Source organism: Brevibacterium sp. Mu109, assembly GCF_900169375.1.
GTDB classification, from domain to species: Bacteria; Actinomycetota; Actinomycetes; order Actinomycetales; family Brevibacteriaceae; genus Brevibacterium; species Brevibacterium yomogidense_A.
The window spans coordinates 25,019-47,981 of the sequence record NZ_FXZF01000024.1 but is presented as its reverse complement, the minus strand read 5'-3'; the positions used below and the strand labels follow the sequence as shown (position 1 = coordinate 47,981).

The 22,963-nt window shown below is 66.1% G+C and carries 20 protein-coding genes and 2 pseudogenes; 10 read left to right on the top strand and 12 right to left on the bottom strand.

Annotated features, from left to right (window positions below):
* Positions 1–159: 159 nt before the first annotated feature.
* Genes BSP109_RS13485 through BSP109_RS13475 form a run of 3 tightly spaced genes read right to left on the bottom strand, consistent with a single transcriptional unit; the run spans position 160 to position 2,248 of the window.
* Positions 160–972 carry a hypothetical protein gene (locus BSP109_RS13485; RefSeq protein WP_101601286.1) on the bottom strand — a complete coding sequence of 271 codons (813 nt, stop codon included), beginning with the start codon at positions 970–972 and terminating at the stop codon, positions 160–162.
* Positions 969–1,676, bottom strand: a complete 708-nt coding sequence (locus tag BSP109_RS13480) for an ABC transporter ATP-binding protein (RefSeq protein WP_101601284.1) — start codon at positions 1,674–1,676, stop codon at positions 969–971. The genes BSP109_RS13485 and BSP109_RS13480 overlap by 4 nt, the downstream gene beginning before the upstream one ends.
* Positions 1,673–2,248, bottom strand: a complete 576-nt coding sequence (locus tag BSP109_RS13475; protein ID WP_101601282.1) for a helix-turn-helix domain-containing protein — start codon at positions 2,246–2,248, stop codon at positions 1,673–1,675. The genes BSP109_RS13480 and BSP109_RS13475 overlap by 4 nt, the downstream gene beginning before the upstream one ends.
* A gap of 83 nt (positions 2,249–2,331) precedes the next feature.
* Here BSP109_RS13475 and mobF point away from each other — a divergent pair.
* A pseudogene (gene mobF, locus BSP109_RS13470) lies at positions 2,332–4,005 on the top strand (MobF family relaxase); the annotation flags it as partial.
* Positions 4,006–4,220: 215 nt separating this feature from the next.
* Here mobF and BSP109_RS13465 read toward each other — a convergent pair.
* Together BSP109_RS13465 and BSP109_RS13460 are read right to left on the bottom strand one after the other, a co-directional pair.
* On the bottom strand, positions 4,221–5,543 hold the full coding sequence (locus tag BSP109_RS13465; protein WP_180959742.1) for a hypothetical protein: 1,323 nt from the start codon (positions 5,541–5,543) through the stop codon (positions 4,221–4,223).
* Positions 5,544–5,605: 62 nt separating this feature from the next.
* Positions 5,606–6,379, bottom strand: coding sequence for an ABC transporter ATP-binding protein (locus BSP109_RS13460; protein WP_087054289.1), 774 nt, complete (start codon positions 6,377–6,379; stop codon positions 5,606–5,608).
* 385 nt (positions 6,380–6,764) lie between these two features.
* Between BSP109_RS13460 and BSP109_RS13455 the strand changes: the two genes are divergently transcribed.
* From BSP109_RS13455 to BSP109_RS13425, 6 genes are all read left to right on the top strand, one after another.
* Complete coding sequence (locus BSP109_RS13455) at positions 6,765–7,883, top strand: sensor histidine kinase (RefSeq protein WP_101601278.1); 1,119 nt, start codon at positions 6,765–6,767, stop codon at positions 7,881–7,883.
* Positions 7,880–8,536, top strand: coding sequence for a response regulator transcription factor (locus tag BSP109_RS13450; RefSeq protein ID WP_087054608.1), 657 nt, complete (start codon positions 7,880–7,882; stop codon positions 8,534–8,536). Before BSP109_RS13455 ends, BSP109_RS13450 begins: the two co-directional genes overlap by 4 nt.
* A 237-nt stretch (positions 8,537–8,773) precedes the next feature.
* Positions 8,774–9,358 carry an ABC transporter ATP-binding protein gene (locus BSP109_RS13445; RefSeq protein ID WP_257944695.1) on the top strand — a complete coding sequence of 195 codons (585 nt, stop codon included), beginning with the start codon at positions 8,774–8,776 and terminating at the stop codon, positions 9,356–9,358.
* A complete protein-coding gene (locus BSP109_RS13440) occupies positions 9,355–10,161 on the top strand; it encodes an ABC transporter permease (protein WP_087054610.1) in 807 nt (268 codons plus the stop codon). Before BSP109_RS13445 ends, BSP109_RS13440 begins: the two co-directional genes overlap by 4 nt.
* Positions 10,158–10,910, top strand: coding sequence for an ABC transporter (locus BSP109_RS13435; RefSeq protein WP_101601276.1), 753 nt, complete (start codon positions 10,158–10,160; stop codon positions 10,908–10,910). Before BSP109_RS13440 ends, BSP109_RS13435 begins: the two co-directional genes overlap by 4 nt.
* A 979-nt stretch (positions 10,911–11,889) precedes the next feature.
* On the top strand, positions 11,890–12,249 hold the full coding sequence (locus BSP109_RS13425) for a helix-turn-helix transcriptional regulator (protein ID WP_140403516.1): 360 nt from the start codon (positions 11,890–11,892) through the stop codon (positions 12,247–12,249).
* Between the two features lie 21 nt (positions 12,250–12,270).
* Here BSP109_RS13425 and BSP109_RS13420 read toward each other — a convergent pair whose 3' ends face one another.
* Positions 12,271–12,642 (bottom strand): sulfate permease, encoded by a 372-nt coding sequence (locus tag BSP109_RS13420; protein WP_101557662.1) that lies wholly within the window; start codon positions 12,640–12,642, stop codon positions 12,271–12,273.
* A 210-nt stretch (positions 12,643–12,852) separates the two neighbouring features.
* On the opposite strand from BSP109_RS13420, the gene BSP109_RS13415 reads away from it, so the two are divergent.
* Both BSP109_RS13415 and BSP109_RS13410 read left to right on the top strand, forming a co-directional pair.
* Positions 12,853–13,848, top strand: coding sequence for a DNA-processing protein DprA (locus tag BSP109_RS13415; protein WP_101601274.1), 996 nt, complete (start codon positions 12,853–12,855; stop codon positions 13,846–13,848).
* A 55-nt stretch (positions 13,849–13,903) separates the two neighbouring features.
* On the top strand, positions 13,904–15,154 hold the full coding sequence (locus BSP109_RS13410) for a helix-turn-helix domain-containing protein (protein ID WP_101557663.1): 1,251 nt from the start codon (positions 13,904–13,906) through the stop codon (positions 15,152–15,154).
* Between the two features lie 13 nt (positions 15,155–15,167).
* Here the strand turns inward: BSP109_RS13410 and BSP109_RS13405 are convergent.
* Positions 15,168–16,178, bottom strand: a pseudogene (locus BSP109_RS13405) (C-terminal helicase domain-containing protein); the annotation flags it as partial.
* Between the two features lie 48 nt (positions 16,179–16,226).
* Between BSP109_RS13405 and BSP109_RS13400 the strand changes: the two are divergent.
* Complete coding sequence (locus tag BSP109_RS13400; RefSeq protein ID WP_101601273.1) at positions 16,227–17,804, top strand: recombinase family protein; 1,578 nt, start codon at positions 16,227–16,229, stop codon at positions 17,802–17,804.
* A 289-nt stretch (positions 17,805–18,093) separates the two neighbouring features.
* Here the strand turns inward: BSP109_RS13400 and BSP109_RS13395 are convergent, their stop codons facing one another.
* The 5 genes from BSP109_RS13395 to BSP109_RS13375 form a co-directional block, all read right to left on the bottom strand.
* Complete coding sequence (locus BSP109_RS13395; RefSeq protein WP_101601271.1) at positions 18,094–18,957, bottom strand: exopolyphosphatase; 864 nt, start codon at positions 18,955–18,957, stop codon at positions 18,094–18,096.
* Positions 18,958–19,078: 121 nt separating this feature from the next.
* Positions 19,079–20,281 (bottom strand): ABC transporter permease, encoded by a 1,203-nt coding sequence (locus BSP109_RS13390; RefSeq protein WP_101601269.1) that lies wholly within the window; start codon positions 20,279–20,281, stop codon positions 19,079–19,081.
* Entirely contained in the window at positions 20,278–21,069 is a 792-nt protein-coding gene (locus BSP109_RS13385) for an ABC transporter ATP-binding protein (RefSeq protein ID WP_101601268.1), read from the bottom strand. The genes BSP109_RS13390 and BSP109_RS13385 overlap by 4 nt, the downstream gene beginning before the upstream one ends.
* Entirely contained in the window at positions 21,066–22,178 is a 1,113-nt protein-coding gene (locus tag BSP109_RS13380) for a peptidoglycan-binding domain-containing protein (protein WP_101601266.1), read from the bottom strand. The genes BSP109_RS13385 and BSP109_RS13380 overlap by 4 nt, the downstream gene beginning before the upstream one ends.
* Positions 22,175–22,852 carry a hypothetical protein gene (locus BSP109_RS13375; protein ID WP_101601264.1) on the bottom strand — a complete coding sequence of 226 codons (678 nt, stop codon included), beginning with the start codon at positions 22,850–22,852 and terminating at the stop codon, positions 22,175–22,177. Before BSP109_RS13375 ends, BSP109_RS13380 begins: the two co-directional genes overlap by 4 nt.
* Positions 22,853–22,963 lie beyond the last annotated feature (111 nt).

The window sequence follows — 22,963 nt, the reverse complement described above, 5'->3', positions numbered from 1 at the left end:
CACGACATACACCCCTTGACGGTGTAGTCCATGCCCCCGGCTGTTGACGCAGCGCGGGGGCCCTTACGTCACCCGACCCTACCCGGCAGACCGGCCCCGTCCATCGGCATCAAGATGGATACCCCTTTTCACAAATTGTTCCGTTTCGTTCAAAGGAGTTCAGTTGCCGAGCACGCGGGTGCTGCGAAAGCCCCGCGCGGTCAGCCGGATGAGGACGAGGCTCGCGAGCAGGGTCACTGCCAGCACCAGTGCGAGAGCGGGCAGCACCCACTCGGGCAGAAGCAACACCGAGGGCACCGCGATGAGCGCGGGCAGCATCGCCACCAGGCGGATGGGCCCGCCGTTGAGCCCGGCCTTGGTGTCGAGACTGCTCGGGTACAACAACGCACCGAAGAGCGTCGCGGTGGCCGACCACACACCCATCGACAACGGCACGACGACCAGTGCGACACCGTAGGTCGGTGACAGCGACACCGACACCCCGATGACGAGGGAGGTGACCACCGACGTGAGCACGAAGGCGAGCATCGCGACGATCCAGGCCACAGCGGTCAGCACGAGCGCGGCACCGAGATAAGCCGAGAACAGGTGCCGACGCGGGATCGGCCCGGCCAGTAACGCTTCGATCCCGCCCCCGGTGATGTCGTCGGCGACCACGCCGGGAAGCGTCAGCGTAGCGACGATGGCCACGAGCATCCCCAGGATCGCCGGAGTCATCGTCAGCAGATACGAGGTCATCGGCAGGAATTCCCCGGCCGTGTCGCGAACGGCGACCAGCCCGTCGGGGTCGCTGGGAATCAAGTCGGGCATGTTCGCCAGCGTGTTCACACCGCCGGAGCCGAGGAAGACGAGCACCCCGAGCGCTCCGCCGACAAGGGCGGCAAGCCACACGGCGGTGGTGCCCTGCTGAATCCAGGCGCGTCGCGCGAACGCGGACACGCGGCGTCGGGCAGGGACGGTGGTCGTGGTCATGCGTGGGCCTCCAGCACGTCGAGGATCGTCGTCTCGGTCACCGCTTCGTAGTCGCAGTCCAACTCGATGAGGTCGCGGCCCTGGACGATGAGGAAGTGCCGCGCCAGTTCGAGCGCTTCGGGCACGCTGTGAGTGGAGTAGAGCACCGTGCGGGTCTCGCCCCATTCGCTCAGCAGGGCGCGGGTCTGCGCGGCGTAGACCGGATCAAGACCGGTCAGCGGCTCATCCAGCACGATGAACTCGGGGTCGGTCATCGCCAGTCGAGCCAGATCGACCCGTTGCCGTTGACCCCGGCTGAGCGAGGACACCTTCTTACTCATCAACGAGGCAAGGTCGAAACGCTCAACCAGTTCCTCGGCGGGGACGACGATGGCATCCGGGTAGGTGCTCGTGATGTTCTCCCAGAACCGCAGGTTCTCTTCCACGGTGAGCGCGCTCGCGAGCGCGGACTCATGTCCGAGATACCCGACCCTCGATCGGATCGCAGCGCCGTCGGCCACGGCAGAGCCGAGCACCGTGCAGGTGCCGCTCAGGGCGGGGATGATGCCGCACAGGGTGCGCATCAGTGTCGTCTTGCCCGAGCCGTTGCGGCCCAGCAGGGCGGTCACGCCCGGTCGCAGCGACAGATCGACCGGACCAAGCACTTCGGTGTCGCCGTAACCTGCCACCAGCCGGGAGACGTGCGCAGCATCGGTCACGTTCATCCCTGTGCCTCCGATCCCTTCCGAGGTGTTTCTCGCTGAGCGGCGTCTTCCTCTCGCGGCATCAGCACCGTGCTGAGGGTGCGACGACGACGACCCGGGGTCGCATCGTTGGCCAGCAGGCTTTCGAGTGCCGCCATGAGAGCGCGGCCGAACTCATCGACCTCCTCATCGCTCGCCCAGAACGAGGCCTGAGCGAAACTCACCCGATCGGCGTACAGGTCAGGGTCTCCCGCTTGCAGGTAGTCGCCGAAGTCGCGGATCAGACCCGAAGTGAACACCGTGAACGCTGTCAGGAGCTCCTCGTTGCTCAGAGAGTTCAGTTCCTCCGCCGAGGGGTTCGCGAACCCCGGCGCCAGCCGGTACGTCTTCTCGCTCGCACCCCGAATCTGCTGCTCATCGGCCACCTCGATCAGCTCGTGCTTAACCAGATGGCCGACGTGCCGGTACAGCGTGGCGATCGGAACATCGGACAACCGCTCATGAAGCTGATGCGTCGTCAGCTCCCCCTCACCCAGCAGGGCCTGGACGATACGAAGCCGGACCGGGTGCAGCAGCGCTGAAGAAGTAGCCATGCCCCAATGATATCAGTATTGATAGTGATAACGCGAAGTGCCTTCGTGGCTGCACTGTTCACCTCGTCGGTATGACGGTCTCGATGCGCGTGATGAGCGCGGGCGACGGGTGCAAGTACTTGCTGCGCACGATCGCCGCCGCCGACGGCGACCGTTCCCTCTCGACGCCGTTGACGAGGTACTACTCGGAGGAGGGAACACCTCCGGGCAACTGGATGGGGTCAGCCCTGCCCGGTCTCGGTGACGGGCAGATCGGTGCTGCGGATCAGGTGTCCGAGGCGCAGTTGCAGTTGCTGATCGGGATGGGCCGCGACCCCATCACCGGCAAACCGCTGGGCCGGGCGTTCCCACGGTACGTCTCGGTCGCCGACCGCATCAGCGAGCGCGTGAAGGGTCTTGATGCGGGGTTGGGGATGGGTGAGCGTGCCGAGCAGGTCGCCCGGATCGAGGCCGAGGAGACCGAGCGGGGCAACCGGCGTGCGGTCGCGGGCTTTGACTACACGTTCTCGGTGCCGAAGTCGGTCTCGGTGCTGTGGGGCGTCGCGGACGCCGGAACGCAGGCGCTGATCGCCCAGGCGCATCACGAGGCGGTCACGGAGGTACTGGAGTTCATGGAGCGGGAGGTCGCCGCGACCCGCACCGGCTACACCGCCGCCGATGGCGCGGTCGCTCAGGTCGATGTCACCGGGCTGGTCGCCACCGCGTTCGATCACTACGACAGCCGATCCTCTGATCCGCAGTTGCACACGCATGTCGTGGTCAGCAATAAGGTGCAGACGGCGTTGGATGGGCGGTGGCGGTCGCTGGATGGGCGGCCGATGCACGCGGCGGTGGTCGCGTTGTCGGAGCATTACAACGCGGTCCTGGCCGACCGGCTCACCGGGATGCTCGGCCTCGGTTGGGAGGCGCGGGATCGAGGCCGGGACCGGAACCCGGCGTGGGAGATCGTCGGGGTCGGTGAGGAGCTGATCGAGGAGTTCTCCACCCGCTCCCACGACATCGACGCCGAAGCCGACCGCCTCATCGCCGCCTATGTCGCCGAACACGGCCGCCGGCCGTCCGCAAAGACGATCGTGCGGCTGCGTGCCCAAGCGACGCTCGCGACCCGGCCGGAGAAGCAGACGCATTCGCTGGCCGACCTGACCGCCGGATGGCGCGACCGCGCCGCCGCCGTGCTGGGTGAGGATGCGACCGGGTGGGCCAGCCGCATCACCCAGACCCAGGCCGCCCGGCCTTTGCGGGCGGATGATGTGCCGTTGGAGGTGATCGCCGAGCTCGGGCAGACCGTCGTCGAGACTGTGGGTGAGAAGCGGTCGACCTGGCGGCGCTGGAACCTCCACGCCGAAGCCTCCCGGCAGTCGATGGGGTGGCGGTTCGCGTCCGTGCGGGATCGGGAGGCGATCGTCGCGATGATCGCCGATGCCGCCGAGCAGGCCTCGCTGCGGTTGACGCCGCCGGAGCTGGCCTCGAGCCCGGTCGTGTTCCGCCGCCAGGACGGCACCAGCGTGTTCCGGCCGCGACATTCGACGGTGTTCTCCTCGACCATGCTGCTGGAAGCCGAAGACCGCCTCCTCCACCTGGCCAGCACCCGCACCGGCCCCACCGTCGACGTCGAGACGGTCGAGCGGATCGCCGCGAAGCCAGACCGGCAGGGCCGGGTGCTCGGTGCGGACCAGGCCGACGCGCTCACCAAGATCGCCGTGTCCGGTCGGGTGCTCGACGTGCTGGTCGGCCCCGCCGGAGCGGGCAATACCACATGCAATCTCTGACGCCACTACCGAGCATCAGCGACGGGGGAGTTGGACTGACCTCGACCCCATCGCGCCGCGATACCGGGGTGAGCGTTGTGCCGCATGAAATCAACGATCTAGGACATGTGACCTGTGAATAACTTCACCGCGATACCCTGACCTACAGGTTGCTTAGCGCTTTCGTTAGCACTTCTGGCGGCCGCACTGATTGCGTATGTGAGTTAATGGGCGAGGAGTGCGGGGATTGTGTGGCGTCGAGCCGTGAGTGCTGGGGTGATGGTCGCGATTCCGACGACGAGGAGTCCAGCGACGGCGACAAGACTAGAGATGCCGACCCCATACACCGGGGTGGCGGTGTCGCTGACCTGCATCAGTGCGGCCGTCGCGACGAGTCCGACCGCGCCGTAGACGAGTGCTCCGGTGAGGAACGCTGTGCCGACGTAGATGATGGTCTCGAAAGCTGCGCTGAGCGTCGTGGTAGCGAGGGTTCCGCCACCAGTTTCGATGAGCGCGTTGTTTCGGTCGCGGGTGCGTCCGGTCATGAAGATCACCGCTGCCGCGCCGAGCGCGGCGATCAGAAGTGCGGGGCCGATGATGGTGAAGATCGACGCATGGTTGATGGTCATGTTCTGGGTTCCGCCGCCTTCGAGCGTAGTTCCGGCGGTCATGAACAGCGTGTACAGGCTGCCGGTAAGGGCGATGCCGACCATGAGCGGGGTGACCGCTGCGGTGCTCTGCGTGAGGCGGTACCGGCATCCTGTGCGGGCGAGGAACCAGGCCGGTGACCAGGAGGCTGGGATGATCGCTGTCCAGGCGCGGAGGATGAGCGGGTAGACGAAGGGCCCGAGCGCGGCGATCAGGGCGGTGAGGGCGATGCTGAACAGTTGTGCCCCGCTGACGATGCCCGCGATGCCCATACTCCCATCAGGATCATCAGTCACCATCCTTGCGATCAGGGGGGCGGCGATCACGTTGATGCCGAGAATCACTGTGGCGAGCGTCGCCACTCCTACCCCGATCCAGCGCATCACGGCGAGGCGCGCGCGGGGCTCCTCGGGCTCTCTCACGGCTTCGATCGCGGGCACCCGTCCCGCGCGGAACGCACCGCGCAGTCCCGAGACGATCACGAGCGTCAGAGCAATCCCAACCGTCCATGCCACCGTGCTGGCACCGAACACAACGGGGAGGTTCCGCAGGGAAGCTTGCTGCCCAGCGAGGGAGAGGAACACTCCCGCCGTCAACCGTCCAAGGATCAGCCCGGCACCCGTACCGGTGAGGGCGAGCAGGCAAAGCTGGATCAGCACGACCAAGGTCACTTGACGCGGGAGGATTCCAGCCAGTTGCAGAAGCGCGTAGCCGCGCCTGCCCGAACTGATCGCAAGATTCGTCGTCGCTCCGGTGACCGCGACTGCGGCAAGCACCGTGAACAGGATCGTGCCCTGCGTCATCGACACCAGCGAATCACCATCGGCCGGGCTGAGGGTCGCCGCCGTCTCAAACTGGGATATGACAGCGGACAGCACCATCGTCGCCACGGCGATCATGAGAAGACCGCCGATCCAGAGTCTCCATTCCCGCACGAGTTCCTTGGCGGCGACGATCGCGATCATGCGGCCAGCGATTCCTCTCCTGCGGCGCGCACCGCGTCCAGCACTGCCTGCGCGCTCGGCTTATGAAGCTCCGCGTGGATGGAACCATCGCGCAGCACGAGCACCCGATCGGCGCGTGCGGCCGCTTCGAGGTCATGCGTGACCAGTACCACGCTGCGCGCTCCGGAAGCTGTCTCGCGCAACAGGGAAAGCACTTGCGCCCCGGTCGTAGTATCGAGCGCCCCGGTCGGCTCGTCAGCGAACACGAGCGAAGCGCCTGACGCGAGCACCCGTGCGATAGCGACACGCTGCTGCTGACCGCCAGAGAGCTTGCTCGGCAAGAACCCGGCTCGCTCCGTGAGCCCGACCGCGTCAACTGCGGCGCTTGCATCGGCTGCCGCGCCCCGCTTACGAGCGATCCGTGCAGGAAGTGCCGCGTTCTCCATCGCGGTGAGCGACGGCACCAGATTGTAGGACTGGAAGATGAACCCCACACGATCCCGACGCATCTTCGCCAAAGCGTTTCGGCTCAGCGCCGCGATGCTCTGCCCGAACATACTCACCCCGCCAGCCGATGCCGGTTCCAGCCCTGCCAGGCAGTACAGCAGCGTGGACTTCCCCGAACCTGATGGCCCCACGATCGCGACCATCTCACCGGGGTTCACTTGGAGCGATACGTTGCGCAGCACCGCCACGGGCGGCTGCCCCTTCACCGTCTCAAACGTCTTCTCAAGATTCACGCACGCGACCAGCGGCGATGCATCGGATGCATTCGGAACAGGAAGGCTCATACAGCAATCTAAGCCCATCCTTACCCGCGCCCGCTGAAAGCCCTCACGATTCTCCAGACAGCCCCCGCTTCCAACTACGGAAACCCCTACCCCCTCAAGCGATCAACCGGCTCACCCCGCTTGCACCCCTAACCCCTTCTGTTCTTCTGACTGCACGCAGGTTACGGCCGTAGAGATGGGCTTGCATCGAGGGGTGAAATTCCTGGTCAGGGTGGAGATCCTGGAGTGAAAATGTAGGTGGCATTGCAGCGAATACCACATGCAATCTCTGACGTCGCGACCACTCGCTAGCGGCGGCGGATATCGCACAGCCGGGAGGCTCAGATGACGTGGCAGATGCCATGGTTCTCCGGTTCAGGTCATCTTCGCGTGGTGAGATGGAGTCATGAGCGAGGTCGAAGCGAGGGCGGTTCAGAAGCACTCGCGTTCGTCCTGGGTCGGGGACTCGGTGGCCGCGCTCGTGCTGGTCGTGGTGTTCTGGGTGCCACAACTGTTGTCGGCTTCTGAGGTATGGCTGACCGCCGCTGGGGTGGTGTTGGCGCTTATGGTGGCTGCTTCGGTGATGGTCCGCTGGCGGTTGCCGAGCGTCGCTCCCGTGGCCGCGCTCGTTGCGACCGGCGGTGCCTGGTTTCTGCAGGTGAGTTCTGATCCAATGCTTGCTGTCGCGTGGTGCCTGTACCCGCTTGCGCTGCGTCGTGGGCGTCGGTCGCCGGCTATTGGTGGTGCGGCTGTCGTCGTGATGATCTTGGTCTCGCTTACTTATGGCGCTCCGCCGTCTGCTGCGGGTGTGGATCAGCGGATCATCTTCGCCGCCGTTGCGATTGGTGCGGTGTGGCTGTTGGGTCAGGCCGAAGCGAAGCGGCTGGAGGCTGTGCGGGAGTCTGCTGATCGGCGGGCTGCGTGGGAGCGTGCGGTGCATCAGGCGGCGATGGCGCGTGATGTTCATGACGTGGTGGGTCATGCGCTGAGTGTGATCAGCGCGGAAGCGGAGGTTTCTCGAAGTCTTCCTGGTGTCGGTGAGGCGGAGTTGAGGGAGAGCTTGGGCGATATTGAGCAACGCGCTCGCGGCGCACTGGAAGAGGTGCAGGCGCTTGTGCGTGCGCTCCGGGACGGGGAGCCGGACGCGGGTAGTGCGATGCCGATTCAGCAGCTCGTGACTGCCGCGCGGGTCAGCGGGCTTGAGGTCGATACCCGGCTTGACGCGACGGGTCTGCCCGAAGCGACCTGTCGAGTGTTGTCGCGGGTGGTGCAGGAGGCGTTGAGTAACGTCGTGCGCCATGCCAATGCGGAGCGCTGCGAGGTCGCAGTCTGGCATGAGGACGAGAGCGTACGGGTGCGCGTCGATGACGATGGGGTCGGACTCTCGGCCGGGTATCAACCCGGCATGGGATTGACGGGCATGCGGGAGCGAGTGGGCGCGGTCGGTGGCTCCGTGACGGTGACGAACCGGCTGGAAGGTGGAACCCGGCTCCTGGCGACCTTGCCGATAGGAGAGGGTGGATGAGCGCGCCGATCACGGTTCTCCTGGCCGATGATGATGCTGACTTTCGTCGTGTCTACCGGCGTCTGTTCGACGGCACCGACGGCTTCCGCGTCGCAGGCGAGGCGGGCACCGGCGCGGATGCTCTTCGTCTGATGGCGGCGTTGCGGCCGGATGTGGCGTTGGTGGATGTGCAGATGCCGGACGGGTCGGGCCTGGACGTGGTGCGCGGTGCAGTGGGGCTTGGCACACGGATCATCATGCTCACGACGTTTGACCTGGATGAGTACGTCAGCGAGGCGCTGCGGCAGGGTGCGGCGGGATTCCTGCTCAAGAATGCTTCCGCTCAGGAGGTGCTGGCGGCGGTGCGCGCGGTGCACGCAGGGCATAGCTCCCTGGCGCCTGAGGTCACCGCTCGTCTGGTGGATCAGTTCAGCGCCCGTCCCCGGCAGAGCCCGCACGCGTTCGCGGACACGCAGTTGAGCGACCGGGAGTTGCAGTTGATCCGCTTGATCGCCCGGGGGCACTCGAATCAGCGGATCGCTGGCGAGCTGCATCTGAGCGTGGAGACGGTCAAGACGTATGTGAAGCGGCTGTTCCAGAAACTCGACGTGAGCGACCGCACCCAGTTGGCGGTGCTCGCTCACGAGGCCGGGCTGCTGCACGCGCCACGCTGACCCGATCTCCGGTAAGTGTCCACTTCCGGGGGTCACAATCGCGGGCGCTGACACGTCACGGTGGAGGTAACCACAGAGTTGCCGACGGCCGTGAGGAGCAGTACCGCGTGATCGAGATATCCGACGTATCGAAGAAGTACGGTCCCAAGACCGCCGTCGACCAGGTGACTTTCACCGCGAGGCCAGGCCGGGTGACCGGGTTTCTCGGCCCGAAAGGGGGCCGGGAAGTCCAGCACGTTGCGCATTCTGCTGGGTCTTGACCGGGCGACGTCGGGCACAGCTCGGATCGACGGGAAACCGTATGCCACGTTGGCGCAGCCGCTGCGCACGGTGGGTGCGATGCTCGACGGGGCATCCGCGGTGCCCGAGCGTCGCGGGGTGGACCATCTGCGGTGGATCGCGCAGTCCAATCGCATCCCGGCGCAGCGGATCGGTGAGGTCCTGGAAACGGTCGGGCTGACCGATGCGGCGACGGTCCGGGTACGGAAGTACTCGCTCGGGATGAAGCAGCGCCTTGGGCTTGCCGCCGCCCTGTTGGGTGAGCCGCGCATCCTTGTGCTCGATGAGCCGGTGAATGGTCTTGACCCGGAGGGCATTCGCACGATCCGCACTTTCCTGCGCCGCTACGCGGACCAGGGCAACACGGTGCTGTTGTCCAGTCACCTGATGGGTGAGACCGCGGAGACCGTGGATGACATTGTCATCATCAACAAGGGCCGGATCATCGCCGACGGCACCCTCGATGAGATCACCGAAGGGCACGCGTCACTTGAAGACGCGTTCTTCGCGCTCACCGGCAGCGAGCCTGGGCAGAGCTGGTGAGCGGAATGTTCAGCGTCATCCGCTCCGAGTTCACTAAGTTCCTCACCCTCCCTGGTGTCTGGCTGGTCACCGGCGTCATCGTGCTGCTGTTCATCTACATGCAGCAGAGCCTCCACGCCGATCACGTCAGCATGATTGCGAACGTGCGCCCTGACGGGACCGCCGATATCGGCCTGGGTGTCGTGGAGGTCGCTTCGCAGATACGCGGTTCGATCGGCACGGCCGTGATGAACGCCGGGCTGCTGCTTCCCGTGCTCGGCGCGGTCATCGCCGGTTCCGAGTTCAAGGCCGGGCAGCTCGGGCTGAGCCTGGTCGCGGTGCCGAACCGTACCCGGTTCGTGCTCAGCAAGGTGTTCGCCGTGGGCCTGTATGCGGCGGGCCTCGCCATCGTGTTCATCGCCGCCGCCCTGGTGCTGATGTACCTCGCGGTCAAGGACTGGGACCCCGATGTGCTGTGGAGTGCGCAGACGTTGCAGGAAGCAGGGCGCGTGCTCCTGTACATGGTGACGATCACGCTCACCGGAGCCGCGATCACTCTCGTCACACGGCGGACGCTCTCCGGGATCATCGTGTCCATCGTGCTCATCACCCTGACCTTCGCGCAGGTCGTTGCGCTGATCGCCCCCGCCGTTGATGCGTTCCTTCCGTTGAGCGCCGCCCGCAACCTCATGTTCCAAGACGCCGCGATTCTCCCGGTGCCACTGACTGGAACCGAACTACAGGGCGCGCTCGTCCTCACCGGCTGGGCCGCCATCACCTCGGTGGTCGCGCTGGTCCTGATCCGGCGGAGGGATGCCCGATGAGCGCGAAGGTCCTCTCTGCCGATCCCGTGATTCGTCGTCGTGACGTGATCGGTTCGGAGATCACGAAGATCATCACCCACCCCGCAACCGTCATAATGCTCGCCATCACGCTCGTCGTGAACCTCTTCCTGGCAGTCATCGACGCATCCGGGCTGATCTTCTACACCGGGGCAGGCCCGGCGCGGCTGTCCTCGTTCGGCATGGTGATGCTTGCACCGCTCTACGCATTCCTCGTCATCCCGGTCTGGGCAGCCGCAACCGAACACCACGGCGGACAGCTCCGCATGAGTCTCACCGCCACGCCACGTCGCGGAACTTTCGCGCCCGCAAAACTGACCGCGACGACCACCGTGTGCCTCGCAGCCGCTGTCATCGCGATCGTCCCGGCGCGTCTCGTCATCGGAATCGCGTCCGGCCTGGACCCGGCCGAGCTCGCGCAGAACTGCGTGCAATGGGTGGCGGTGTATGTGCTGATGTCGCTCATCGCCTTCGGGCTCGCGGGAGTCCTCCGAAACACCATTGCGCCCTTGGCGATCATGATCGCCCTGCCCGTCGTGGTCGCCACTGGCATCCTGCAATGGCCCGACGGCATCCGCTTCCTCCCCGACCAGGCCAGCCTCAGCCTCGTCGGAACACCCGGTTACGACGTCACCGAACTCCCGCCCGTGATCGCCGCGGGTGTGCTCGTCGGTTGGGCTGTGCTCTCGGTCGTCGCCTACACGATCGCGCTACTCCGCCGCGATGCCTGACCTCATGAAACCCGCACCACGCCGAACCACCTGGAAGGAACCCCGCACCATGCAGAAGAAGCGCAGTACCATCATCTGGATCATCGTCGGCGCAGTCGTCGTCCTCGCCGCAATCGCATTCCTCGCCCTCGGCAGCTAGAAGCGGCGAGAACATGCCACCCAGAGTGCTACTGATCGCAACGTGCGCTGCGCTTAGTGCACTCGCGATCGGAGTCATACTGTTGCGCCGTGCTCGTGCTCAGCAGCAGAGGTTCAGGCACGAGGAGCGGATCGCAGACGCCCTTGGCGCGGTCCTCCTGGCTGCCCGCGCGCACCTACCAGAGGCTGTCTCGGAGATACAACGCCGGGAAGCAATGGCGGCCATCGAGGTCACTGCGAGCGACGCGGTGGTAGCTATCAGGCAAGAGATTGCACGAGAAGCGCCCGCAAGCCCGATGGTTGTACCGGCCGAGATGCCCCGCTGAGACCTTTTGTTGGTCTCGCTGTAGCGCAATGGATTCGGACCGTTCAACGATGGAAGGGCTGCGTGACCGTGTTCCGTTTCGGGTGTGCCGAGTACTTCACGATGCAGTAGTGAATCCAGTCGCCTTGCCCCTAACGAAAGTCTTGGTAGTCACGGCTGGCTGGACGAACCTGACTCATCGAGGACGCTCCGTCTCGCTCGCAGAAGGAGACGGAGCGGTGCCGCCGACAGGAGCACTTGTCGGAGGTGAGCCTTTGACCGAGGTCGAAACGGTTACTCTCTACGTTGATCCCGAGTTTCTGCAACAACAGATTGCTTGGGCACGACTGTCAACGCCGATAGCGAGTACGTTCAACGCGGCCGCTCAAGGGGCGGGCCAGATTCTCGCTCTTCGCCCGTCACCTGCGGAACGTCGAGCGATTACCTCACAAGCGCGTGCGATCGCGAATCACGACAGTTCAGCGGGGGTTCACGCTTCGGGGCGCTTCGCTGCGATTCCTGGACAGGCTAACCGGTGTGGTCACACCGACGGCTTTGGCGATTCCGAGGAGAGAGGTTCGGGTGATCGTCGCCGCGTTCCGACGCGACCTTGCGCGACCCTGGTCAATGGCGAGGTTGAGTCGTCAAGCGAACCTCTCTACCTCGCAGCTCACGCGCGCATTCAACTCAGCGTACGGTGTGTCACCGATGCGGTTACTGGCGCGACTTCGCGTAGAAGGGCTCGCCGAACTGCTCCAGACGACGAACTGGACCGTTCAAGAGTGCGCTGCGGCTGTCGGCTGGCATGATGCGGACCACGCGGCAAAGATGATGAAGCACATCTACGGCATCACTCCGAGCGAGTTCCGAAAAGCGGCACGTTCATCGCCCTGGTGAATGTCGATGTCTGCTACTTCTTCATGCTCCGATGCTCGCGTAACTCGCGGAATTCATTGCGTTGCTCTGTCGTCGCACGCGGCGGCGCTCGGTGGCCTCGTGGGTAACGGCGCGGATGAGCAGGGCCACACTGGCCGGGCCCATGACGATGAGCTTGAGGGCGTTCCAGCAGCACAGGAGTGCAAGCAGGTGGAGCCAGCCGGGGCCGCCGTGTTCGATGAGGCTGCGGAAGTAGGTCGCGGCGAGGAGGTATGGGGCGGCGAGGAGCATCGCGGGGATGCCCCATTTGAGGCCGCGGCGGGTGCGGATCGCGTCGAGGGCGATGTTGGTGGGCATGTACCGGCGCAGGTAGTACCGGATGCGGGTGCTCAGTGCCCAGAGCAGTCGGATCATGGTCGGGCCTCTCATCAAGACGTGTTGCTCCGTCGAGGAGGCAGAAACATGATGAGTGGCCCCGAAGGGACTGTCCCGGAGGACCCGCAGAGAGTGGAAACGCTGCCTCTCGTTCAGGATACGCCGTTGCCCGGACATTTGTAAGAGGTGCGCCGCTGGTCACCGATCCTGGTGGCGCACCTGCCTGGCACATATTGATGGGAGCCCGGCATGGTCACGATCACTTCTCTCGCCAAGGACGAGCGTTCCGCGCGGATCGTTCTGGCCTCGACGCTGGAACCGGACGACGCGCTGACGGGGAGGCTGATCGCCGCTGTCGGCGCTGTCGAGACGGTCCGGTTGCTGTCGACCGCGGCCCCGTTGCCGACATCGGTTGATGCGGTCGAGGGCGGGCTGTGGCGGCAGAAGGCCGCGCCGCGTCTGGATGCCCGATTGGTCGAACGAGTCGTTGCCGATACGGATCGACTCGGGCTGGGTGTTCTTATCCCCGAGGACCATGATTGGCCGAGCGGGCTGGACGATCTCGGCGATCGCGCGCCGACCGCGCTTTGGGTGCGCGGGGCAACCTCCCTGCTTGCGGGAGACCTACGGGACCGTGTGACGATCACGGGCGCCCGTGCGGCGACCGGTTACGGCGAGCATGTTACTTCCGAGCTCGCCGCAGCGCAGGCCGCGGCAGAGCGCGTGATCGTATCCGGCGGCGCTTACGGCATCGACCGTACCGCCCACGCTTCGGCGTTGTCGGTCGGCGGGCAGACCGTCGCGGTGCTTGCGGGCGGGCTTGACCGTCTGTACCCAGCCGGGAATCAGGAACTGCTGGGACGGGTAGGGGACGTGGGACTGCTGGTGGGGGAGATGGCTCCAGGCTCGGCACCGACTCGGTGGAGGTTCCTTGCTCGTAGCCGTATCCTCGCGGCTGTCTCGGCTGCGACCGTGATTGTGGAGGCCGGGTACCGGTCCGGGGCGCTGACTGTCGTCGCCCGTGCGGCTCAGCTCGGTCGCCCGATCGGCGCGGTTCCTGGGCCGGTCACCAGTGCCGTCAGCGGGGGCACTCACCGCATTCTCCGTGAACGAATCGCGTCGCTCGTGACGGATTCCACGGACCTTAGCGCCCTGATCGAACCGCCCGCCCGCGACCAGGGCCGAGCGTTCGACCGCGACGCTGGCATGGCGCGCTCCGTGCCGCTGCCCGGCCGCACCTTGTAGCAACACTGCTCCGGCTGGGCCGGAGTTTGTCGGCACTGTTCTCTACTCTGGGAGTATGGTTTTTACCGCTCTGCATCGCGTCCTCGGGGTCGCTCCGGGGCCTGTGACAGATGAGCTGCTGGATGCCGCGGTGACTGCCGGGGCGGTGGAGACGAACGATCTGGATTGGAAGTCGGAGCTGCCGCCAGCGAAAGGACTGCCGCAGACCGATTTCCCCAAGGATGTCGCGGCAATGGCGAACAGCGGCGGCGGTGTCATCGTCTACGGTGTGCGCGAATCTCAGAAGGCCGCCGTCAGCCGGGTCGATGTCGGGGAGTTCGATGAAGCCTACGAACGGTCGCTGCGGTCAGCGGCGATCACCGCTATCTCGCCGCCGGTGTTCGGACTGGTCGTGCATCGCCTCGGCGCGGAGGGCAACCGCGCGGTTGTGGTAGAGGTGCCAGCCAGCGTTGACGGGCCGCACTTAATCTACCGCAACGACTACTTCGGTGCGCCCGTACGCAACGACGCCGACACGGTGTGGATGAAAGAACGCCAGATCGAGGCCATGTACCGGGCACGCTTCGATGAACGCCGCCACGCCACCGAAGCGCTCGACGCCCTTTTCACCGAGGCCGCCGGCGGCCGCAACACGCACGAGCGGGCCTGGCTGATCGCCGTCGCCCACCCTCGCGCGCCTCGGCTCAGTGAACGGTTGACTCGCGATCAGGCGCGCGACGTGCTCACCAAGGCAAAGAGCATGGGCGAGTTCTACGCGGGCAAGGGCGGTGTGCATCCGCTGGACAACGTCGAGCACTACAACCCCCGGCCAGGACTGCGCCGCTGGATCGCCGTCAACACCACCACCGACCGCTCCATCTGGCGAGAGGCATGGGCGGGAATCCACCATGACGGGTCGGTCACCGTCGCGGCAGCAGTCGGCGGGCACCGGATGAGCAGCGACGGGCATTTCGAGGGCTTCCAGGTGCAGTCCGCAGCGATCGAGTGCGGTATCGCCGACCTGATGGGACTTGTCCGCGCGACCGCTGAGGCGACCGGCAACGACGAGTACGAGGTGCGCGTCGGGATCGAATGGGCTGGCAAAGCACCGTTGAGCATCCTGACCATTGACAACTTCGGGCAGACCTTCGACGGCGTCTCCACACCGCTGCATCACTACACGCCGGTCGAGACGAGCGTGAACGCGATCGAGGCGCCGCTGGACTACTACTGGCATGTTCACGACCTTGCCCAAGACTGTGTGAACCAGGGCGGCGTATCGAACGTCCGCATGATCCACCCACCCGACCGCGACGACCCGCAGTAACCGACCACGTCCGCTACAGTGACGGGCCCAGTGGCCGGGCCGCAGCCGGACGATGGTGCTCGTGCCGGCTGGCCGCGGTGAGAGCTCGTGCCCGGTCGAGCGCAGCGCGGGCGCGGGCCGCGTCGATCTTCTGTGCGTCCGTTTGCGCCGGGGAGCCGAGCGCGGCGGTTTCGTTGACTGTGTAGCGATCCCGGTAGGCGGCAATGACCATGCCCATGCGCCGCCAGATTGCCGCACCTATACCGTCCTTCGGCTGCGGGCCAAGCGCGGCCGTCCACGGCTCGCCGTCACGCACCGCCGTGTCGAGAAGGGTGCCGGCGCGGGTCTCGATGAGGTCGCGCCGCTCCGCGAGCGCTCGACGCATCTCGAGCGTCATCGTTCCGGTCGCCTCGGGAATCAGCCCGGCGATCAATCGCGGCGTCTCGCGAGTGCGACCGGAACCGGCGGGACGGGCCGTGACTCGGGCGAGCCGGTAGTGCAGAACCGCAGCGATATCATCCGCATCCCCGAACCCGCGTGCTCGCACGAGGCGTGGCAGCAGAGTGTCGACGTGATGCTGGTTCGCCTCGGCCCGCCGCAGCTCGGCGGTCAGCGCCCCGAACGCGGGTGAAGCGATCGCGTCGTCTGCGTCGTCGTCGCTGAGGCCAGAGGAGCGGATGAGTGCGGCCCAGCGGTCGTGCTGTGCGGCGGCAGCCAAGGTCTCGTACTCGGCGGCAAGCTGAGCGATCGAGCTCCATTCCTCATGCTCGGCGGTGATCGTCTCGTGCGCGGACAGTTCAGCGCCGACGTGCTGCAGGACACCAAACAGCACCGATCTGGCGGTGGCCTCGATGTTGTCGCCGGGGTGCGGCCCGTCGTGGGCGTCGTCGGGTTTGTCGACGGCGACGTAGGCGAAGTTTCCTTCCTTGCCTCGGGTGAGGGCGACGTACAAGTTCTCCCTGGTCATCGCAGCGTCGACCAGGACGTGCGACCTATCGACCGTGATGCCCTGCGCCCGGTACGACGTCACCGCGTAGCCGAGGTTCTGTAAACGCACCTACCTCTCACACGAGTAGGAAGGTGGGGCCGAGAGATGGGCCACGAACAGCAGGAGCAGACCCCGCGATCAGCATCGTCGTTGCGGGCGGTGGTGTACGTCAGGATCAGCGATGATCCCGAGGGCACCGAGCGTGGGGTGGATCGGCAGGAGGCCGACTGCCGTGCGTACGCCGAAGCCCACGGCTGGGAAGTCGTGGCGGTGTTTCGCGAGAATGACACGTCGGCGTTCAAGCAGCGCACGATCACGTTGCCGTCGGGTGAGCGGGTGCGGCGGGTGATCCGCCCGCAGTTCCGCGCCATGCTCAAACACCTCACCGACGGGCACGCGCAGGTAATGGTCGCCTACGACCTGGATCGGGCGGTGCGCGACCCGCGAGATTTGGAAGACCTCATTGATGCGAAGGTGCTCGGCGGGTTCACCGTCAGCTCCGTGACAGGCTCCCTCCGGCTGGACACGGACTCTGATGTGGCGATGGCCAGGGTGCTGGTCGCGATGGCGAACAAGTCGTCGGCGGATACTGCGCGGCGTGTGGCGCGGGCGGCGAAGCAGCAGGCCGTCGAGGGTGCCTGGCACGGCGGCCGTGTCCCGTTCGGATACCGGGCAGAGTCAGGCGCCCTCGTGATCGATCCGGTGGCCGGGCCGCTCGTGGTCGAGGCGTATCAGCGGGTGCTGGCCGGTGACTCGCTGTACCGCATTCGGAAAGACTGGAACGAGCGCGGCATCCTCACGACCCACGGGTGCGCGTGGTCGGATCGGACGCTGAAACTGATGCTCCGAAATCCCTCCAATAAGGGTGTGCGCGAGTATCGGCCCATCATGCCGGACGGGAGCCGCGCAAAGAGGTCGAAGATGCAGGTGCAGGCGGCGTGGCCTGCACTGGTAGACGAGGACACCTGGCAGCACGTCTCTGACGTGCTTGACGCGCGCAAGAAGGCCCGGAACTTCCATCAACCCGGTACGGGCGCGGCGAAGCGCATGTACCCGTTCTCCGGGCTCATCCGCTGCTCGAAGTGCGGGACCGCGATGATTCACCGTGGCAACGTGTACCAGTGCATCCAGCCCACGCGCGGCGGGTGCCACCGCTCGATCCGTTCCGCCGAAATCGAGAGGCTCGTCGAGGAAGCGGTCCTGGCAACGTTCGAGCAGGTCACTATCAGCCCCACGAAACGCAGCAAGTCTAACGGTGACCTTGTGGCGCGGGTCGGACTCACGGCGACGCTCGACGCGGATAGGGCACGTCTGGCGCGGCTCGATGATGACTACTACGACGGGCTGATCGACAAAGCGATGTGGGTGCGGCAACGCGCGAGGATCGCGGAGCGGATCGAGGCGACCCGCCGTGAGTACACCGCCACCTTGCCTGAGCATGCGGGGCCGAGCATCGACTTGACCACCGTCGCGGCCGAGTGGAAGGGCCGCACCCCGATGTGGCAGTACCAAGCGGCCAGCCTCATCCTGCAAGCTGTCCTCGTCCACGCGCTCCCGGAGGGAATGAACGGAGCCACCCCTGCCCGTCGCCGCAACGAGAGCATCGAAGCATTCCACGGCCGACGTGCCGCGTACCGCGCCGAAGTCCTCTCGCACCGGGTCGAGTTCATCTGGCGCGCATAGCTCGGATGCGGTGATCGGCCCCGAACCCTGGCTGCCAAGGCAGATCAGGGTGCGGGGCCGTCGCGTTTCTCGGCGACCGACAGGCTCGTGGGCCGAGGGGCGGTGCAGAGTCCGCGCAGTTTGTCCAGCACAGCAGGATTGTCCACCACGGTGGTGAAGCCCTGCGCCCGGCGGGATTCGGCAGCGAGCCGTGCGCCGAGCGTGGCGACAGGAGACGGGGCAGTACCGGCGGTAGCGGGGATTTCGGCGTGGGTGCTCATACCGTTAGGTGCGGAGCCCTACCCCCAAATCAAGGCGCGGCGTGCTTGTCGGGGTTGGCGGCGCGGATCATCTTCATCAGTGCCTCGTCGCCGCGCAGAGCGTCCAGCGTTTCGCCGTTCAGTAATCGCAACAGCACACCATCACCGACCGTGGTCCCCGCATGTTTCCGGTCGGGGTGCCCGAGGACGATCCGCAACAGCGCAGACCACGACCGGGGCGGTATGCCGAGCAGCGTTGGGATTGCGCGGTCACGGCGCAGCACCTCGACCCCGCGCTGACGTGAGGAGAGCTCGGCAAGCCGGTAGGCCACATGTTCGACGCACTCGGCTACGAGCGCAGCATCCCAGCCCGCAGACTCGAACAGCGCGACCGTGGCGGATAGCAGTGCGGTGACCCGCGCCTGATGTTCGCTCTCGTCCGTGTCGCCGTCATCGTGGTGTGTGAACGCGGGGTGATAGTCGGCCAGGTGCTCCCGCTCTGCGAACCGCACGGCATCATGGAACCCGGTGATCCGAGAAGTGTGGCGCACCTTGCTGACAGAGGTCAGCATCCCAGCGGCGCGAGTCTCCGCGTGACAGGTGATCTGAACGGCGCGGGTGACGACGGCCCACGGGTTGCCCGCGTTCCGGGTTGAGGGCGCGAGCATCACCTCGAACGCGGCGGACGCGACCGCCCAGGCATCCAAGCCGTGCTTACGTGCGAGTGGCCGGTACTTCGTCGCGGTGTAACGCATGAGTTCTGCCGCATCACGGTCGCCCCGCCACGCGCCCGACCCAGCGTCGTGTAACCGGGTCAGTAGCGCGCGCAGACCTTCCGGGCTCTCGAAACCGCTGCTGGCCGAGCCAGCAGGTCCTGCAGCGACGTTGGTAGCGGGTGAGGTGTGTTCGTCCACGGTGACGCCTCCCAGAAGGGAGGTGCGCCACCGTCACCCACAGCGGAGACACGCGCGAAGGCGTTCTCGCGCATCTCGGCCATGGTCGGACGAAGCATCATCGCTAGGGCTTTGCTGCTTGCTACACGGCGCGAAGCGCCAATGTTGGTGAAAGTCGTGCTGCGCGCAGTGCCGGGTACAGACCTGCTGCGGCTCCGACGAGAACAGCGATAGCAGGGCTTGCCGCTGCGGACTCGACGGGGATCACCAGGGGCTGACCAGTGGCGAGTGCGAGCACGGTTGCAGCTCCGACGCCGAGTGCGAGGCCTACGATGCCTCCGATGAGGGCGAGTGCGGCCGCTTCGGTGATGAACTGGGTCGCGATGTGTCCGGGACGTGCCCCGAGGGAGCGACGCAATCCGATCTCACCGCGGCGTTCAAGAACCGTGACGACCATGGTGTTCGCGATTCCGACTGCGCCGACCAACAACGCGATTCCGGCGAGGGCAATGCCTAACGTGCTGAGGGAATCATCGGCGGTGGTGCGTGCGTCGGCGAGGTCGGTGAGGGCGTCGACCGATACGAAGGGTGATCCGGGGCTCGCCGCTGACGAGAGCACGTCGGTGATCTGGGTGATGCGTCCGGGTTCTGCTCGGACGTACATGGCGGAGATGTCACCGATCGTCGTCCCGTCGAAGGTGTGTCGTACCCACTGGTCGCCGAGGATCGCGGCGGTGTCGATGTCGGTTGCGAGGCCTGCGGATTCGAGGATGCCGAGCACTCCGTACCAGCGCCCGCCGATCCAGACACGGTCGCCGGGCTCGGTGATGCCGAGCCGGTCGGCAGCGGTACGGCCCAGCACGGTAACGGGCAGGCTGCGGGTAGCGTCGTCGAACCAGCGACCGGCGGCGAGCTCTGCCTCGATCGCGCCGAACACGTCGGGGCGCGCGACGGCGACTCGAATCCCGTTCGTCTCTGTCTCCGGGACCAGGTCGGTACGGTAGACGGAGGTATCCGCAGGAGCAGTCTCGAACACGCCGACATCGGCGACGCCGTCGACGCGTTCCACCATGTCTGGCGCGGTTGCTGGCAGGGGCACGAGATTGTCGTCGGGGCCCGTTGCTGGTGTCACTATGGCTAGGTTTGCGCCCATCCGGTCGAGGTCTGCGAGCAGTTGCGCCTGGTTGGATGCTGCCGCGCCGGTGAGCGCGGTGAGCGAGGCGATGCCGAGCGCGACACCGAGAGATGCCAGGGCGGTGCGTTGAGGGCGGCTGGAGACACCGAGCCAGGCGGTGCGCAGCAGATCTCGTACCCGGAAACGACTGCGGCGCGTCGTCTGACTCATCGATCACTCGCTTTCGGACGCAGAGATATGCCGTCGACCTGGCGCGGCTCGGGTTCTGGCGGGCGGCGGTCGATGATGCGGCCGTCCCTCAATCGGATGCGGCGGGTGAACCGTTCAGCGAGCACGGCGTCATGGGTGACCATGACGACTGCGGTTCCGGCATCGGCGATGCCAGTCAGGAGCGCGATGATCGCTTCGCCGGTCGCGGAGTCCAGGGCACCGGTCGGTTCGTCGGCGAACAGCACAGCCGGGTCGCGTACCAGGGCTCGGGCGATCGCGACGCGCTGCTGTTCACCGCCGGAGAGCTCCCCGGGACGGTTCCGCAACCGGTGCCCGAGCCCGACCGCTTCGAGCGCCGCAACCGCACGCTCCTGCCGCTCACTCGGGGAAGCGCCGGTGTACAGCAGGCCGGTGGCGACGTTCTCGGTCGCGGAGACGGTGGGCAGGAGGTGGAACTGTTGGAACACGAAGCTGATCCTGGCTGCGCGGATCGCGGAGCGTTCCGCCTCCCGCATCCCACCCAAGTCCTGCCCATCGATGAGCACAGCGCCACCGGTGGGGTCATCGAGAGTGCCGAGGATCGACAGCAGCGTGCTCTTGCCCGAACCAGAAGCACCGACGATCGCAAGCTGATCGCCCGCATTGATCCGCAACCATGTCGGGTGCAGTGCCGTCACCGGTGGAGTCCCGGGATAGGTCTTGGAGACACCGCGCACCTCGATCACCGGTACCTGAGCGGTGTCGTCGTGATCGTTCTCTGGCGATGAGGCAACGATGGCGGTGGTCATCGGGAGATCACCACCTGATCGCCTTCGCTTAGCGCGTGGGCGTCTGCGGGTGCGCCGTCGACATCGGGACCGGAGGCGAGGATCTGTACCCGGGCGTCGCCGACGAGTCCGATCTGCACCGGCACCCGCACAATCCGATCCCCCGTGAGCACCTCGACCGCGTAGCTGTCGCTCGCCGTAGCGATCAGAGCCGTGGCAGGAACGATCAGCGTCTCCGCGCTCTCCTCGGTGTTCTGCACGATCACCCGGACGCTCGCAGGCCCGGTGGCGGCGACCTGCTCCTGGTCGGGGAACTCGATCATCGCCGTCGGCGGGGTCGTCTGCCCGTCCTCTCCGGTGGGTTGCCCGCCGGGGTCGACGGCGGCGATCGTGTTCTCCAGTTCCGTCCCGTCGGGCAGCACCACCGTCACGGGTGTTCCCGCGATGAGCTCCCGGGCCTGCGCAGGGGTGAGCTTTGCGATAGCCGTGAGCGTGGTTGCGGTGTACGTTGCTGGGCTGACCCCGGTCTGCCCGAGCTCCCCGGTCACCTGAGAGACGCGGATGCTCGGCGCGTTCACCACGACCACATCGGCAACTGCCACGGTTCCGGTGACGGGGATGCCGAGTTCCTTCTGCCAGCGACGCACCGCCTCCGTCGTCCACCAGTCGAAACGAGTGTCAGGCTCGCGGTCGAAGAACCCCAACCGGGCGAGGTTCTGCTCCAGCTGCAGCACGTCCTGTCCATCCGTTGCGTCACTGGATAGGTCACGCCAGAACGGGCGCGCGCCCTCCAGCAAGACCACGGGTCTGCCGTCGGCCTCATACACCTGTTGGCCGACCTCGATCACTTGTCCCGGAGCAGGCAGTGCCGTGAGTACCCCTTGAGCTGCAGGGAGCTTCACGGGTTCCCCGTATCCGAGGGTGGCGTTCAACCTCAGCTGACTGGTGAGCGTGCCCAGCTCCACTGGAACGGTCACCGCGGCAGCAGGCTCGGGCACACCGGATGTTGCAGCGTTGCTTTCCCAAGGTTTCCAGATCGCGACCGCGACGCCACTCGCAGCCAGCGCTGCGATCACGACCGTGGTCAGCAGGACGCGCAGAGTCTTGCGTGGTGCTGTCTTCGCGCTCATGATGCGGGCGCGTTCTGGAACTCTTCGAGAACCATCCAGGGGTCGAACCCAAGATCCTCACTCGAGGCGAACGCAAACGAGCTCGCGGGGTCATAGCATTCCTCGGCGAGGGCGCGGAAGTCACTCTCGCTGAATCCATCGGGGATGAGGATCGCACCGCCCATCGCCGCATCGGGATCGGCGATCTGCGAGAACCCGTTCTCCCTGGCACACTGCGCGAACGCGAGCGCCGCCTCTTCCTGTCCTTCGAGTTCTTCTGCCACATCCGGGTTGCTGCTCGGATCGAACTGCGCCTGCACGAAGTTCGGATGCTCCGCCTCGCACGCGGCGTACGCATCCTGTACGTCAGGAGTGTCGGCGAAGTAGTCGGCGCTCTGGACAGCGACCCAGGTGTTGCCGGCCTCATCGCCTTCCATGCCGAGCAGCCCCGCGCCGGAGCCGTCACCGCTGCTGACTTGACCGCCGTCACCGGGCTGACCGGGGACCTTCACGAGCACCTGTCCGCTGGCGTTGATCTTCGCCTCGACATCTGCGGCGGTCAGGCATGCCAGAAACGCCGACGCCTCATCAGGGCCTTGCGAGCCCGTGGCCGGGTCCTCTGGACTGGCGGTGTTCGTGCAGCCGGTCAGGGCGAGCGCGCCCGCCATGGTGAGCCCGGCGAGGGCGACGAGCATGTTACGGGATTTCATGAGTACCTCCGTGAACCGTGGCGGCGACGTTCACCGCTCGAGACAAGTTCTACGGAGGGCCGGGTTAGGTCCAGGTTTGGGTCGACCTAACCGAAA

What these genes read in the sequence shown, in the direction of transcription:
- BSP109_RS13485 (WP_101601286.1), bottom strand. Translation starts at nt 972, where the DNA reads ATGACCACGACCACCGTCCCTGCCCGACGCCGCGTGTCCGCGTTCGCG.
- BSP109_RS13480 (WP_101601284.1), bottom strand. Translation starts at nt 1,676, where the DNA reads ATGAACGTGACCGATGCTGCGCACGTCTCCCGGCTGGTGGCAGGTTAC.
- BSP109_RS13475 (WP_101601282.1), bottom strand. Translation starts at nt 2,248, where the DNA reads ATGGCTACTTCTTCAGCGCTGCTGCACCCGGTCCGGCTTCGTATCGTC.
- BSP109_RS13465 (WP_180959742.1), bottom strand. Translation starts at nt 5,543, where the DNA reads ATGATCGCCGTGGCGACGATGGTGCTGTCCGCTGTCATATCCCAGTTT.
- BSP109_RS13460 (WP_087054289.1), bottom strand. Translation starts at nt 6,379, where the DNA reads ATGAGCCTTCCTGTTCCGAATGCATCCGATGCATCGCCGCTGGTCGCG.
- BSP109_RS13455 (WP_101601278.1), top strand. Translation starts at nt 6,765, where the DNA reads ATGAGCGAGGTCGAAGCGAGGGCGGTTCAGAAGCACTCGCGTTCGTCC.
- BSP109_RS13450 (WP_087054608.1), top strand. Translation starts at nt 7,880, where the DNA reads ATGAGCGCGCCGATCACGGTTCTCCTGGCCGATGATGATGCTGACTTT.
- BSP109_RS13435 (WP_101601276.1), top strand. Translation starts at nt 10,158, where the DNA reads ATGAGCGCGAAGGTCCTCTCTGCCGATCCCGTGATTCGTCGTCGTGAC.
- BSP109_RS13420 (WP_101557662.1), bottom strand. Translation starts at nt 12,642, where the DNA reads ATGATCCGACTGCTCTGGGCACTGAGCACCCGCATCCGGTACTACCTG.
- BSP109_RS13415 (WP_101601274.1), top strand. Translation starts at nt 12,853, where the DNA reads ATGGTCACGATCACTTCTCTCGCCAAGGACGAGCGTTCCGCGCGGATC.
- BSP109_RS13410 (WP_101557663.1), top strand. Translation starts at nt 13,904, where the DNA reads ATGGTTTTTACCGCTCTGCATCGCGTCCTCGGGGTCGCTCCGGGGCCT.
- BSP109_RS13400 (WP_101601273.1), top strand. Translation starts at nt 16,227, where the DNA reads ATGGGCCACGAACAGCAGGAGCAGACCCCGCGATCAGCATCGTCGTTG.
- BSP109_RS13390 (WP_101601269.1), bottom strand. Translation starts at nt 20,281, where the DNA reads ATGAGTCAGACGACGCGCCGCAGTCGTTTCCGGGTACGAGATCTGCTG.
- BSP109_RS13385 (WP_101601268.1), bottom strand. Translation starts at nt 21,069, where the DNA reads ATGACCACCGCCATCGTTGCCTCATCGCCAGAGAACGATCACGACGAC.
- BSP109_RS13380 (WP_101601266.1), bottom strand. Translation starts at nt 22,178, where the DNA reads ATGAGCGCGAAGACAGCACCACGCAAGACTCTGCGCGTCCTGCTGACC.
- BSP109_RS13375 (WP_101601264.1), bottom strand. Translation starts at nt 22,852, where the DNA reads ATGCTCGTCGCCCTCGCCGGGCTCACCATGGCGGGCGCGCTCGCCCTG.